Raw genomic sequence first — 12,720 nt, forward strand, 5'->3', positions numbered from 1 at the left:
CTCCTTAGCTCTTTCCATCCGCCCCATGTGCCTACGCATCTCCTCGTACCAGATGGCCATCTTCAGACCGAAGGTGATGGGCTCGGCGTGCACCCCATGGGTCCGCCCGATCATGATCGTTTCTTTATGTTCGAAGGCCTTCTCCCTTATCGCCTCCATGAGGCCCTCTATGTCTTCGATGATGATCTGTGCCGCCTCCTGAAGCAGGAGGGAGAGGGCGGTATCAATGATGTCACTAGAGGTGAGTCCTAGATGGATATATTTACCCGCTTCGCCCACCACCTCTTCCAGTTGGCTGACAAAGGCTGCCACGTCGTGCCTGGTCTCCCTCTCGATCTCCTCGATGCGTTGGGGGTCAATTTTCGCCCGCTCTTTGATCTGCAGCAAGGCCTCTTGTGGTATCTCGCCCAGCTTTGCCCAGGCCTCGCAGACCAAGATCTCCACCTTCAGCCAGGTCTGATATTTGTTTCCCTCGCTCCAAAGTCCACCCATCCTCTCTCTTGTGTATCTCTTGATCACTTTCACCACCCCTTTTAATCTTTCAGCATAACTCTAGGGGAGAAGAGGGGAGTTGTCAACTTTAAAAGCTCAGTGATATGCTACGGCCTGACCCCATCCAGCAACCTTGACACCCTTGAATTAGCCTGTTAGATTTTACCGTAGTAGGGTGAGGGAGATGGTCTGGGCTTTAAGAACCAAGGGGGAAATATGGGGGTAGAGTTTAAAAAGAGGCTCCAACAGACAAAGATACTGGATCCCCAAAGGGGGTATCAGGAAAGGACCTTGGTCTTGGAGACGAGACGGGACCCGCTGACCAAGAGGACGGTTAGGGTCCTTAACCTCCCCATCAAAAGGCTGGATAAACTTGATGTGGAGGAGTTTCTGGCGAGGATAGGGGATGTAAAGTGCCCTTTTTGCCCCAATTCCTTGGAGGAACTTACCCCTAAGTTTACGGATGATTTCATAAAGGGGGGGAGACTGCGCTTTGGTGAGGTATGTGTACTCCCCAACAGGCTTCCCTTTGATAAATTCTGCGCCGTCGCCGTTCTCACCCAAAGACATTATGTTTCCCTGGCTGATTTTACCGAGAAGCTCCTCTTTAACGGTTTCTCCAGTGCTTGTGTCTTTCTGCGGAGGGTGGTAGAAGTGGATACTGCGGTAAGATTTTTTTCTATCAACTGTAACTACCTCCCCATGTCGGGGGGAAGCGTCATCCATCCCCATCTTCAGATCATCGGGGGTGAGCTGCCCACGAACTATCAATGGGAGATGATCCAAGGTGGGAGGGAATATCAGCAGAGGTGGAAAAAAATTTTTTGGGATGATCTGATCCTTAAGGAAAAAGAGCTGGGGGAGAGATATATAGGGGCCGTCGGCAACACGGTGTGGCTGGCGAGTTATGCCCCTCGAGGGTTTGGGGATATCATGGCTGTTTTCCGCGAACGAAGCTCTATCATCGATCTTTCCGATCAGGATATAAGAGACTTTTCCCAGGGTTTGATCAAGGTCTTTCATTACTTCCATGACTTCAATCACTACAGCTTCAATCTGACCCTCTACTCGGGCGAATATGGTCAGGATGATTCCTTTTGGGTAAACGCCAGAATGGTTACCAGGAGATTCTTACCTCCGGTGGGGGCCAGCGACGTAAGTTACTTCGAAAAGCTCCACGGAGAATCGATAGGATACAAAAAACCGGAGAGGCTATGCGAGGAGATGAGGGGGTATTTCTAAAGGCTTGTTTCTTGTCGGGGCTTACTGCCCTCTGTTTTTTCTTCGCCAGCCTCCCTCCGGGAGCAAAGGGGGGAGAGAAGGTGACCAGCTTACCAAGGCCAGAGTTAAAGGGGAGCCTGTCTTTAGAAGAGGCCCTAACTATCCGCAGGACCGTGAGGTCTTTTACACCTAAGGCACTCACCTTGAGCCAACTCTCCCAACTCCTCTGGGCAGCTTATGGTATCAGCGATGCTCAGCAAGGGAAGAAGACGGCACCCTCTGCCGGGGCCTTATACCCCCTTGATATCTACATAGTGGTGGGAGAGGAGGGAGTAGAAGGGTTGGGAAGTGGGGTGTACCATTATCTGCCCACCCGTCATGTCCTGGAGATCATAGCCTCAGGTGATAGGAGAAAAGAGGTGGCCCATGCCTCTTTGTGGCAGATGTGGATGGCCGAGGCCCCGGTTATGGTGACCATCACCGCCGAGTATAAGAGGACCACCGTGAAGTACAGGGAGCGAGGGGTCAGATATGTGCACATGGAGGTGGGCCATGCAGGTGAGAATCTCTTTCTTCAATGCGTTGCCCTGGGGTTGAGGGCGGGTATAGTAGGGGCCTTCAATGATGATGAAGTGGCCGATGCGTTGGGGGTTCCCCCTCACCATGAACCCCTCCTCATTATACCTGTAGGCCACCCCAGATGATCTCGTCGAGATGAAACTTCTGCTCACAGGTCCACCCGGCATCGGGAAGACCACGGTCGTCCAAAAGGTGCTCAAGGGGGTCTACCTCAAGGCAGGGGGCTTTTTTACTCAAGAGATGAGAAAGGGAGGGAAAAGGGTCGGGTTTTCCCTGAAGACCTTGGAGGGGGAAGAAGGTGTCCTGGCCCATATCGATTATAAGGGGAGGTGTCGGGTGGGCAAATACGTGGTGGACCTCCCCCTCTTTGAGGCCATGGCCCTTCCGGCCCTGGAGGAGGGTTTGCGGGAAAAGGAGCTCATCATCATCGATGAGATTGGTAAGATGGAGCTTTTCTCTCAGAGATTTCAGGAGATGGTCAAGCAGATCCTGGATCAAGAGGAGAGGCACCTCCTCGGGGTCATCCACCAAGGGAGGGAGCCCTTTATAGCGTCGATCAAGAGGAGGCCAGATGTGGAGGTCATATCGGTTACCTATAAAAATCGCGATGACCTCCCATCACAAATTATCATGCGGTTGCAGGGGAGATAGAAGGTGTTCCCTTTAAAAGAGGTCTATTTGGAACCATCTTTAGAGGGCCACCCCTTTGTTCAGGGGATCTCGCAAGGCCTAGGCCATCTCCCTTGGACGTATATAGATGATCTTGATCCATTGATTAAGGAACTGACCTCCTATCAACAAGACCCCTGGAGGGAGGGGAAAAAGATCTTCATCATCCGTAGCTATCAGGGGAGGCTGGTGAAGGACTGTCCCGGCACGAAGGATCATATCTGTTGCGGCTACAAGGTCATCAACTTAATGGCCAATTGCCCCATGGATTGTTCTTATTGCATCCTACAGGTCTATTTGAACAACCCCTTTTTGACCCTTTACCCGGAAATAGATAAGATCTTTCGGGAAATAGAGGAGATCTTGGATAAACACCCCCATCATTTCTTCAGATTTGGTACGGGGGAACTGGGGGATAGCCTGGCCTTCGATGGGATTATCGGTTTTTCTTTGGAGGCCATCCCCTTTTTTGCCGTCAAGAGGAATGGTATCTTGGAGATAAAGACCAAGGCCTCCGAGGTGGAGCACCTCTTGCCCCTGGACCATAAAGGAAGGACAGTGGTCTCATGGTCCCTTAACCCCTCCAAGATAATAGGAGAGGAAGAGCACATGGCCACCCCTTTAGGTAAGAGATTGAGGGCAGCACGCCTCTGTCAAGATGCGGGTTATCCCTTGGGGTTCCACTTTGATCCCCTCATCCATTATCCGGGGTGGGAGGAAGACTACCGCAGGACTGTGGACCTCCTCTTTGAATACATCGACCCCCGCAGGGTGATTTGGGTAAGCCTCGGTGGGCTTCGCTGTCCCCCCTACCTGAAGCAGGTGGCCCAGAGGAGGTTTCCCCGCACGAGGATATTCTCCGGGGAGTTGATCTCGGCTGAGGATGGCAAGTTACGCTACTTGAAGCCGATCAGAGTGGAGATGTACCGTAATATGGTCTCCTGGCTGCGGGCCTACGATGAAGATCTTTTTATCTATCTATGTATGGAGAGGGACGATGTCTGGCAGGAGGTCTTCGGCAGCAGCCCCAAGAACAGGGAGGGGTTAAACAAGAGATTTGAGGAGCGCATTGCCTACTTCGTGAGGGATGGGATATGACCAAGGCGATCGGGCTCATATCAGGGGGGCTGGATAGCATCCTGGCGGCCAAGATCATCCTCGAACAAGGGATAGAGGTGGTTGGCGCCTCCTTTAGCACCCCCTTTTTCGGCTCTCAGGGGGCGGAACGAGCGGCCAAGGAATTGGGAGTTCTTCTGCGGCTCTTGGATATAACAGAGCCCCATTTGGCAATACTTCGCCATCCCAAGCATGGATATGGCAATAACATGAACCCCTGTATCGATTGTCATGCCCTAATGTTGCGAGAGGCGGGAAGGGTGATGGAGCAAGTAGGGGGTGACTTCATCTTTACCGGCGAGGTATTGGGACAACGCCCCATGTCCCAGAGCAAGGCGGCCTTAAAGGTGGTGGAGAGGGAGTCAGGCTATGAGGGGCACATCTTGCGCCCCTTGAGTGCAAAGCTGCTCCCTGAGACCATCCCGGAGAAAGAGGGCAAGGTAGATAGGGAGAAGCTCTTGGACATCGAAGGTCGCTCCCGGAAGAGGCAGATGGAATTGTCAAAGAGATATCATATAAGGGATTATCTCTCCCCTGCTGGGGGATGTCTGCTCACTGAGCCGGTCTTCTCTCGTCGCATGCGCGACCTCTTTCAACAGCGAGGTCCTTTCAAGATCAGGGATATAGAGCTCTTAAAGGTGGGGAGGCACCTCCGGCTTTCCCCTGATGTGAAGGTGATAGTGGGGAGGTATGCAGAGGATAATGAAAAGATTTTGAGGATGACTGCCCCAGTGGATGATCTCCTCAAGGTGGAGGGATATCCTGGGCCCCTTCTGCTCATTCCCAACGGTGGGGCCTTAGAGGACATTAAAAGGGCTGCCTCCATATGTGTTCGGTACAGTGATGCACCCAAGGAAGAGGTGATAACGGTGATATGGAGGAAAAATGGGAAAGAGAAAGAGGTTCAGATCCGATCTTGCCACCCCGATCTGCCCACAGAGCTGATGATTTAGGCCAAAAGGAGCCTCTCGGTTAATTCCTCAACTTCCCTCCTAGGGTTTTTATGAAATCGAGGCGTACGAGTAGAAATGGAAAAGGAGGTGCAGTGCCATGGGGAAAAGGTTTGTCCTCAGATCCCTCTTGGTAATATTTCTTTTGCCTCTCTTTTATACACCTGCCTATTCAGCCAGCGTTGGCCCCTGTTGCCCCCAGAATCAGGAGTTGAGGTATCTGCTCCAGCCCCCATCAAAGGCCGAGTTTAAATATCAGATTCACTATGAGACCTTCTTCTCCTCTTGTTTGGGTAAGGTAAAGAACTTTTTTCTCCTCCTCCCCCCTGATTTTGATTTGGGCTCCTCCCAGCGATATCCACTGCTCATCCTCTTGCATGGATACAATTTTCACCGCAACGGGGCAAAAGGAACGGTTTGCGATCCAAAGGGTGCCCTTGATCTTCTGTGTCGGGAGGAGGAAGAGGAATTTCACTGGCTCCTTCTGGAGGACATTGCCCCTATCGCCTGGGCCATGATGGATGCGCAGAACAAGAACTATCGAGACCTGGAGGAGAATTTGAAGAGGCGATTCCAGGAGCTTGCCAGGTATGGAGGCCTGAGAAAAAAGGATTATAGGCCGTCCGAGATAGCTACCTCCCTAGTGGAACACAATCTCCATCCAAACAAGGGGCTTGATGACCCCTTTCAGCCCATCCGGAAGATGATCATCCTGTTACCTGATGGGGATAACAGCTTTTATACTGACGAGGATGAGGGAAAGAGACTCTTCCCCCCCACCGGAGAGAGGGGAGGCTGCGACGCCTTCTCGCCTGTGGAGTGCTTGAGGATTTCGCGCTTTCGCCCTCAATACATGAAACCCGGGGCCTTGGGTAGATACGAGAGCTATATCCTCGAGCTGATGGAATACCTTCGCAAAAAGTCTCCCCTTGGGGGCAAGATCCTCCCTCCTCCGTATACGGGTATTGGGGGATTCTCCATGGGCGGATATGGTGCACTGAAAATCGCCCTGCGCCGTCCTCAGTTGTTTTCTTCGGTGAGCAGCCAAAGCGGAGTGGTCGATATAGAGCTTCTTAATAACAAGTTGGTCCTCAAGACCCTCATGCCAGAATTCTTGGAGGTCTTCGGCCATCTGGAACCCATGGCCCTGCCGAGCAGTTCCACCATCAATGAGGCCTATAGGAGGGAGCATAACCCCCTGCGCTTGCTCAGGGAAGGAAAGGGGAGGGGATTACGGGACAAGATATATGTTGACTATGGGGCAGGGGAACGCCTTCAGTCAATAATGGAAGGAAATAAAAAGTTAGATGCGGCCCTTGGTGGGGCCAGCCGTATGATCTCAGTTCAACCGTATAATGGGAAGGCGGCCCACAATCACCTCTTTTGGCGGTCCAGGTTGGGAAACGTCCTCGAACATCACTCCCGGTGTCTCAAGTAAGATCCTACGACAGGTTTGTCGCTGCGAACGGTGACAATAACTTTTACAGCACGGATGGTTGTGACATAAAGCTGATCACTGACAGCTGATAACTGAACTCTGATTCCTTGACACCCTTTTTCAAAAGGTGACCCCCGTAGCCTTCTTTGTTCCGCAAACCGTGTGGAATTGAGTATGGTGTCCCCAGAATTCCAGACCGAATATAAAGTAAAGTGTTGACCCCATTTCTTTTGCTCTGACCGCTCGCTGGACAAGTACAGGTAGCCTATAACATTGGTATCAACTACAATCACAGCCTACCCACTGCTTTGCGCTGAGTGAACTCTTCGTCAGTAAGAGAATGGGCACTGGTCTTCTTTCTCAATTCGCGAGCTTTGGCCAAAATCTCGTCAGGAGTGTGGACCTTTCGACTGTGCACTGCGCGTTCGATGCAAACAATTACCTCGCTGTTTATGCTCCGTCGGTTCTCTGCAGCGCTCTGTTTGAGTCGCTCGTACAGTTCGTCAGGAATATTCTTAATAGTTATCGTGGGCATTGTATGACCTCTCATATGGTTTCATAATGGTTTCATTATGTATTCATTATTCATCTTTGTCAAGTGCCAGGCCCACTCGCTGAATAGACTTCATGGGCTTTGATGGAAAAGGCAAAAAGCAAGACCTGCCCCAACTACTGCTCAGGTCAATTCTCACCAAGAATATAAAGTAAAGTGTTGACCCCATTTCTTTTCCTAGGTTAGGTAGGATCCTACGGCTTTTTGTACTCCTCCCTGATCATCTTCATATCATCCCACACTGCCTTTTTAAAGTGGGGATTGCGCAAGAGAAAGGCAGGATGATAAGTGGGCATGAGCTTGGCGCCTTGGTAGTCGTGGAAGCGCCCCCTGAGGGCGGAGATCTTGTTTTCAGTCCCCAGGAGGGTCTGTGCGGCGAAGGTCCCCAGGGCACAGATGATCTTTGGCCTGATGGCCTCCAGTTGTTTGAGGAGAAAGGGGAGGCAGATTGTGATTTCATCAGGTTTGGGATTGCGGTTGTTGGGGGGGCGACATTTCAAGATGTTTGTGATGTATACCTCCTCTCTAGTGAGGTCTATGGCCTCGAGGATACGGGTGAGGAGTTCCCCTGCCCGCCCGACAAAGGGCTTCCCCTGCAGGTCTTCATCTCTTCCAGGGGCCTCGCCAACAAAGACCAATAGGGCATGGGGGTTACCTTCGCCAAAGACCAGATGGTTCCTCCCCTCATGGAGTCTGCACCTGGTGCAATCTCCCATTTCCCGTCTGATTTCGTCTAGGGTCAGCAGGTTCTTTGTTTCCCCCTGGCAGAGGAGGTTTTTGATCCCTAACTCCTTTTGATATCTTAGATGCTCCTTCAATTGGGCGATGATCTGTCCCAATTCTTGTTGGAGGTTGCCCTTCATCATGATTTTTCCCCGTTATAAACGAGCCCCTCGTTCTTTCCTCCAGCTTAGCTTATACCCCAATCCCTCCAATTCCTTGGCGATCTCCTTGGGTTTTTTGGTCTTCAACCTGAGGTTCATCAGCTTCCAGCCCTCCCTGTCCCCTTTGCAGCTGGCAACACTCATGATGTTTATCCCATGCTTCTTGATGATATTGAGGATCTCAGCCAGCTTTCCGGGTTTGTCCTTAATCTCCATGATCAATCTCACCCCTTCCTCCCTGATCCCCATGATCTCCACAAGGGCATCAAAGATGTCTGACTCGGTGATAATACCCACTAGTTTCCCTTTTTCCGTTACCGGAAGGGCCCCAATCTCAAAGGACCTCATCAGGAGGGCGGCTACCTCTATGGGGGTATCAGTGGTCACGGTATGGGGGTTGGGGGTCATGAACTCTTCGATGGTCTTGCGGGCCAAGAGATATTTTAACTCGAAGACAGAGAGGGTGGTGGCCTCGGAAGGGGCTGCCCTTAGCAGATCGGTCCTCGTCACAATCCCGACCAGTTTCCCCCCTTCCATTACCGGCAGCCTCCTGACCTTTTTTTCTTTCATGAGTTCCAAGGCGTCGAACAGGGGCGTGCTCCTCTGGACGGTTATCAGGTACCTTTTCATCCATCTGCCTACGTTCATCTCTCCCCCTTTAACTAGATAATGTTAAAGGTTATATAACCTGATGGCCTCCTCCTGCAACTTAACCTTTTGAACCTTTCCCATAGGGGTTAGGGGAAAGGATTGCACAAATTCCATGTACATCGGTACTAAAAAATGGTCAAGTCCTTTTTGACAAAAGGAGATAATCCTCTCTTTCAAGGACCTCCTTCCAGAGAAACATCCCTGGGGAGGGATCATCAGAGATAAGGATGAGGATTTTCAGGTAAGGGAGTTTGTGGGATTCAGGCCATTCCCTCTGGTTTGCAATAAAAACGCTTCAGAAACGCATATAAGGTCAACGGATATAACGCGTCTTTTCCTTCACATCCTTTCTGGGTAGGTGTTGGGGTTCACCGGCTGCCTTGCCGAGGCATACAAGAGCCAGGGGTGTTTTCTCAAGATCAATGCCAAGTATCTCTCTCATGGGCTTCTTGTCAAAGAAGGTGAACCACAGGCTGCCAAGGCCCAGGGCATGGGCCGCAAGATGTATATTCTGGGTGGCCGCAGCACAGGCATGCTGGTAGCCCACCCGGCCCTCTTCCTGGAACATGTCGGCGCCGGTCTTCTTGGGGTCTCCTATCACCGCGATGATAACAGGGGCCGATTGCAAAAAGTCGACCTGGTAGGGTTCCAGCCACTTCCAGCCGCTTTTTTCAAGCACCCACTTTCGGCACCTTTGGGCTTCGGAAAAGATCTTTCCCTTCACCTCCTTGTTGGTGACAACGATAAATTCCCAGGGCTGGCTATTGAGGGGTGAAGGTGCCCAAATAGCGGCCTCTAAAATTTTTTCAATGGTGGCCTCACTGACCGCTTCGGGCAAAAAGTTCCGGCAGCTCCGCCTTTCTCTAATAGCTGTAAAAACATCCATCTCTCTCCTCCTTTTCAATAAGTTGAATAAGTTAGCTTTAAACCCATTGTATGAACTGCTACCTTACATTTCAACTCTATATTGAGCACACCTTTTTACTGAAAGCTCAAATAGGTGGTGAAACCCCATACTTTTTCAATTTCTGCCTAAGGGTGGGGCGAGAGATGCCGAGAAGTCTGCAAGCTTTACCGTAATGCCAGTGAGTGTAATTTAATACTTTTATGATATGTTCCCTTTCCACCTCTTCAAGAGCGAGGGCAGGGAGGCCATCGCCCCCTTTTATCTCCTCCTTGCCGAGCAAGGGGGTTAAGAAATCATCGAGGATGACCTCTCCTTGGGTTATGATGGCCGCGTGGGTGAGGACATTTTCCATCTCCCTGACGTTGCCTGGCCAATCGTACTTCATCATTCTGCGAACTGCCCTCTCTTCAACTCTTTTTACGTTCGTGCAGAGTTCGCGGTTGATCTTCTTGAGGAGATACTCGATGAGCAGGGGGATGTCCGATTTGTGCTCCCTCAAGGGGGGGGGCTTTATCGTGGCCACGCTCAGCCGGTAATAGAGGTCTTCTCTAAAAATTCCCTCTTTTACCATTTGCCAGATGTCTCTATTGGTGGCAGCGATTATTCTGGCATTGGACTTCAGCGTCTTTTCCCCTCCGACACGCTCGAATTCCTTCTCTTGTAAGAACCGTAAGAGTTTTGCCTGTAGCTCGAAGGGGATTTCGCTGACCTCATCAAGAAAAATGGTGCCGTCGCATGCAAGTTCAAATTTCCCCCGTTTCGTAGATGTCGAGCCTGTAAAGGCACCTTTTTCATGCCCGAAAAGCTCGCTCTCCAGCAAAGTTCCCACGATGGCGGAGCAATTTATAGCGAGGAAGGGTTGATCTCTATGGGGGCTGTGATAGTGAATAGCCCTGGCTATCAGTTCCTTTCCTGTACCTGTCTCTCCTTCAATTAGGACGGTAATCCTATTTTCGGAAAGACGCCCTATAGTTTTGAAAAGTTCTTTCATTTCCTTGCTTTTCCCAATGATCTCTCCTTTTTCATATTCTTGCGAAGGATCTGTCGTGAGTACATCTCTCCTTCGAGAGAATCTGGATAGCTTCAACACCTTTTCAATGGCCTTTTCTAATTCCTCTACATCTATCGGTTTAGGGATATACTCATGGGCGCCGAGCTTGATCGCCTTTATGGTCGTTTCCATATCGTGAAAAGCGGTGATCGTTATGGTATGAGATTCTTTTCCCCGTCTCTTGAGCTCTTTGAGGACTTCCAGCCCATCTCTATCGGGGAGGCGGATGTCGAGAACGATCGCCTCAGGGTTAAAGGAATCAACTTTTTCCAGCCCATCGGATGCGTCAAGGGCACATTTTACTTCATAACCCCTTTCATTTAGATACATATCCAGAGATTCAAGAAGGGAGGGCTCATCATCTATGATCAGGACTCGGTTCTTTCCCATGTTATCTCCTTGAGGGTATCATAAGGAAGAAACTCATCCCTTTTGGATTCTTCAAGGAGGCATTGACCATCCCTCCGTGGGCTTCTACTATCTTCTTCACATTGGTAAGTCCAATACCGGTTCCCCTTTTCTTTTTGCTGAAGAAGGGGTCGAATATATACGGAAGGTCTTTTTGTTGTACCCCAGGTCCATTGTCGCATATCTCGACCGTTATCATGCGCCCATTTTTCTTTTCCTCCCGTGTTACGATCTCGATCTTCCCTTGATCGTGTAGGGACTCGATGGAGTTGAGGAGTACGTTGATGAGGGCTTGTTCCATCTTTTCCGAGTCCATCAGGACAGGGCTGATTTTCTTTGAGAGTCTTCTCTTTACCGAGATCCCTTTTTCTTTTATCTTTTCCTCCATCACTTCAAGGCTGGAATCCACAACGTCGTTTATTGAAACGTTCTGAAGGTCAAGACCAAGAGGTTTTGCAAAATCAAGCATTTGTTCGAGGATTCTCTCCAATCGGGGTATCTCCTGGGCTATTATCTCCATCCGCCTCTTGTCGTTTCCGTCTAGGTGCAGTTTCTTGACTAGGACCTGGATGTTCATCTTCACGGAGGAGAGGGGGTTTCTGATTTCATGGGCCAGCGAGGTAGTGAGCTGTCCGATGTGAGCGAGGCGTTCCGACTCACGTACACGCCTCTCCATCTCCATCCGCTCCGTGATGTCCCTGCAAATGCCGGCTGCAGCCCTTTTACCCTGATAGAGGACGAGCTTCACCTTGTTCTCGGTGTAGAGACTGCGGCCATCCTTAAGGAGTCGTAAGTATATATAGAGGTCCGGCGATTCGCCCTTTGCTATTCTATCCTCGTAGATCCTCTTTACTTTGGCCAGAGATTCCGGTGCTACAAAATCTTTGTATGGCCTGCCAATTACCTCTGGGAGAGTATAGCCGTGCATCTCACAGTAGGTTCGGTTGGCAAAAACTATCTTCCCCTGCTGATTGACGAAATAGCCGTCGTTTATCTCCTCTACCAAGACACGGTATTTCGCTTCAGATTCGGCAAGCTCTTTTGTCCTTTTCTCTACTTCCCTCTCCAGGTCCTGGGCATAATCCCGTATCTCCTTCTCCTGCAGCGACTGAAAATAATCACTGAACTTATAAATGGTATAGGTCAGACAGACGTTGACCTTCTGGAGGGTATGGAGCAGAGGAGGTCCTTTCAACTCCCTTACGAGGATGGGGAGGACTATTGTTCTATAGAGTTCAAAGGCCCTTTGGACATCCGAAAGTGGGAAGCCGGCCTCAAGTCGCATCCTGGTGATCTTCTTGATGAAGGCATCTATTTTAGAGAAATCGTTATGAACTAGGACGGCAAAGTTGGCATCGGCTGCTTCCGATGTGGTGATGAAGAGCTCTTCCAGAGGTCGCTTACGGTAGTGCTGACTTACCTCTGTGTGGAGCCGATGGGCCCATTGCTGGATGATCTCCTCGCGATACTTTGTAAAGATGTTTGCTAAGGTCATAACACTAGTCTTATTTTATCTCGACCCTACTCATTGTCAAGAGCAAGGGTTGCATTCAAAGGTTGGTTATTTTTCAGCTCACTTGAAAAAAATTATAGCACTTTATCCCCTTCTGAGCATGGATATTTTTATAATATAAACCATTCTCTCAGTTGTTTTTTCCCTCTAGCCAGCAATTACCTTTCCAAATACCCACTTCCTAAGCTTATTCATTTCTCTGACAATACATTCAGCCCTACATGCTACCATTCTCATCCTTCTTCACCCAGCACCCTCTGGAGATGCTTCTCACCTTTGTCGCTACTT

13 protein-coding genes are annotated in these 12,720 nt (G+C 50.2%); 6 read left to right on the forward strand and 7 right to left on the reverse strand.

The window, feature by feature from the left end:
- On the reverse strand, positions 1–519 hold a 519-nt coding region (locus tag JRI46_10195), incomplete at its 3' end, for an adenylosuccinate lyase (GenBank protein ID MBW2039938.1).
- A gap of 189 nt (positions 520–708) precedes the next feature.
- On the opposite strand from JRI46_10195, the gene JRI46_10200 reads away from it, so the two are divergent.
- The 6 genes from JRI46_10200 to JRI46_10225 all read left to right on the forward strand — a co-directional run bounded on the left by JRI46_10200 (position 709) and on the right by JRI46_10225 (position 6,465).
- Positions 709–1,734 carry a hypothetical protein gene (locus JRI46_10200; GenBank protein MBW2039939.1) on the forward strand — a complete coding sequence of 342 codons (1,026 nt, stop codon included), beginning with the start codon at positions 709–711 and terminating at the stop codon, positions 1,732–1,734.
- An 80-nt stretch (positions 1,735–1,814) separates the two neighbouring features.
- A complete protein-coding gene (locus tag JRI46_10205; GenBank protein MBW2039940.1) occupies positions 1,815–2,417 on the forward strand; it encodes a SagB/ThcOx family dehydrogenase in 603 nt (200 codons plus the stop codon).
- Positions 2,418–2,427: 10 nt separating this feature from the next.
- Positions 2,428–2,943 carry an NTPase gene (locus JRI46_10210; protein MBW2039941.1) on the forward strand — a complete coding sequence of 172 codons (516 nt, stop codon included), beginning with the start codon at positions 2,428–2,430 and terminating at the stop codon, positions 2,941–2,943.
- A gap of 27 nt (positions 2,944–2,970) precedes the next feature.
- Positions 2,971–4,059, forward strand: a complete 1,089-nt coding sequence (locus tag JRI46_10215) for a hypothetical protein (GenBank protein MBW2039942.1) — start codon at positions 2,971–2,973, stop codon at positions 4,057–4,059.
- Positions 4,056–5,030 carry a tRNA 4-thiouridine(8) synthase ThiI gene (locus JRI46_10220; protein MBW2039943.1) on the forward strand — a complete coding sequence of 325 codons (975 nt, stop codon included), beginning with the start codon at positions 4,056–4,058 and terminating at the stop codon, positions 5,028–5,030. Before JRI46_10215 ends, JRI46_10220 begins: the two co-directional genes overlap by 4 nt.
- A 97-nt stretch (positions 5,031–5,127) precedes the next feature.
- A complete protein-coding gene (locus JRI46_10225) occupies positions 5,128–6,465 on the forward strand; it encodes a hypothetical protein (protein MBW2039944.1) in 1,338 nt (445 codons plus the stop codon).
- Between the two features lie 289 nt (positions 6,466–6,754).
- Here JRI46_10225 and JRI46_10230 read toward each other — a convergent pair whose 3' ends face one another.
- From JRI46_10230 to JRI46_10255, 6 genes are all read right to left on the reverse strand, one after another.
- Positions 6,755–7,000, reverse strand: a complete 246-nt coding sequence (locus JRI46_10230; protein MBW2039945.1) for an Arc family DNA-binding protein — start codon at positions 6,998–7,000, stop codon at positions 6,755–6,757.
- Between the two features lie 212 nt (positions 7,001–7,212).
- Positions 7,213–7,884 (reverse strand): uracil-DNA glycosylase, encoded by a 672-nt coding sequence (locus tag JRI46_10235; protein ID MBW2039946.1) that lies wholly within the window; start codon positions 7,882–7,884, stop codon positions 7,213–7,215.
- A 12-nt stretch (positions 7,885–7,896) separates the two neighbouring features.
- Positions 7,897–8,550, reverse strand: coding sequence for a CBS domain-containing protein (locus JRI46_10240; protein MBW2039947.1), 654 nt, complete (start codon positions 8,548–8,550; stop codon positions 7,897–7,899).
- 316 nt (positions 8,551–8,866) lie between these two features.
- Entirely contained in the window at positions 8,867–9,439 is a 573-nt protein-coding gene (locus tag JRI46_10245; GenBank protein ID MBW2039948.1) for a nitroreductase family protein, read from the reverse strand.
- A gap of 106 nt (positions 9,440–9,545) precedes the next feature.
- Positions 9,546–10,901 carry a sigma-54-dependent Fis family transcriptional regulator gene (locus JRI46_10250; protein ID MBW2039949.1) on the reverse strand — a complete coding sequence of 452 codons (1,356 nt, stop codon included), beginning with the start codon at positions 10,899–10,901 and terminating at the stop codon, positions 9,546–9,548.
- A 1-nt stretch (position 10,902) separates the two neighbouring features.
- Positions 10,903–12,414 carry a PAS domain S-box protein gene (locus JRI46_10255; GenBank protein ID MBW2039950.1) on the reverse strand — a complete coding sequence of 504 codons (1,512 nt, stop codon included), beginning with the start codon at positions 12,412–12,414 and terminating at the stop codon, positions 10,903–10,905.
- Between the last annotated feature and the right edge of the window lie 306 nt (positions 12,415–12,720).

This window comes from Deltaproteobacteria bacterium (assembly GCA_019308925.1).
Classification (GTDB): domain Bacteria; phylum Desulfobacterota; class B13-G15; order B13-G15; family RBG-16-54-18; genus JAFDHG01.

What these genes read in the sequence shown, in the direction of transcription:
- JRI46_10245 (MBW2039948.1), bottom strand. Translation starts at nt 9,439, where the DNA reads ATGGATGTTTTTACAGCTATTAGAGAAAGGCGGAGCTGCCGGAACTTT.
- JRI46_10230 (MBW2039945.1), bottom strand. Translation starts at nt 7,000, where the DNA reads ATGCCCACGATAACTATTAAGAATATTCCTGACGAACTGTACGAGCGA.
- JRI46_10250 (MBW2039949.1), bottom strand. Translation starts at nt 10,901, where the DNA reads ATGGGAAAGAACCGAGTCCTGATCATAGATGATGAGCCCTCCCTTCTT.
- JRI46_10210 (MBW2039941.1), top strand. Translation starts at nt 2,428, where the DNA reads ATGAAACTTCTGCTCACAGGTCCACCCGGCATCGGGAAGACCACGGTC.
- JRI46_10235 (MBW2039946.1), bottom strand. Translation starts at nt 7,884, where the DNA reads ATGATGAAGGGCAACCTCCAACAAGAATTGGGACAGATCATCGCCCAA.
- JRI46_10225 (MBW2039944.1), top strand. Translation starts at nt 5,128, where the DNA reads ATGGGGAAAAGGTTTGTCCTCAGATCCCTCTTGGTAATATTTCTTTTG.
- JRI46_10220 (MBW2039943.1), top strand. Translation starts at nt 4,056, where the DNA reads ATGACCAAGGCGATCGGGCTCATATCAGGGGGGCTGGATAGCATCCTG.
- JRI46_10200 (MBW2039939.1), top strand. Translation starts at nt 709, where the DNA reads ATGGGGGTAGAGTTTAAAAAGAGGCTCCAACAGACAAAGATACTGGAT.
- JRI46_10255 (MBW2039950.1), bottom strand. Translation starts at nt 12,414, where the DNA reads ATGACCTTAGCAAACATCTTTACAAAGTATCGCGAGGAGATCATCCAG.
- JRI46_10240 (MBW2039947.1), bottom strand. Translation starts at nt 8,550, where the DNA reads ATGAACGTAGGCAGATGGATGAAAAGGTACCTGATAACCGTCCAGAGG.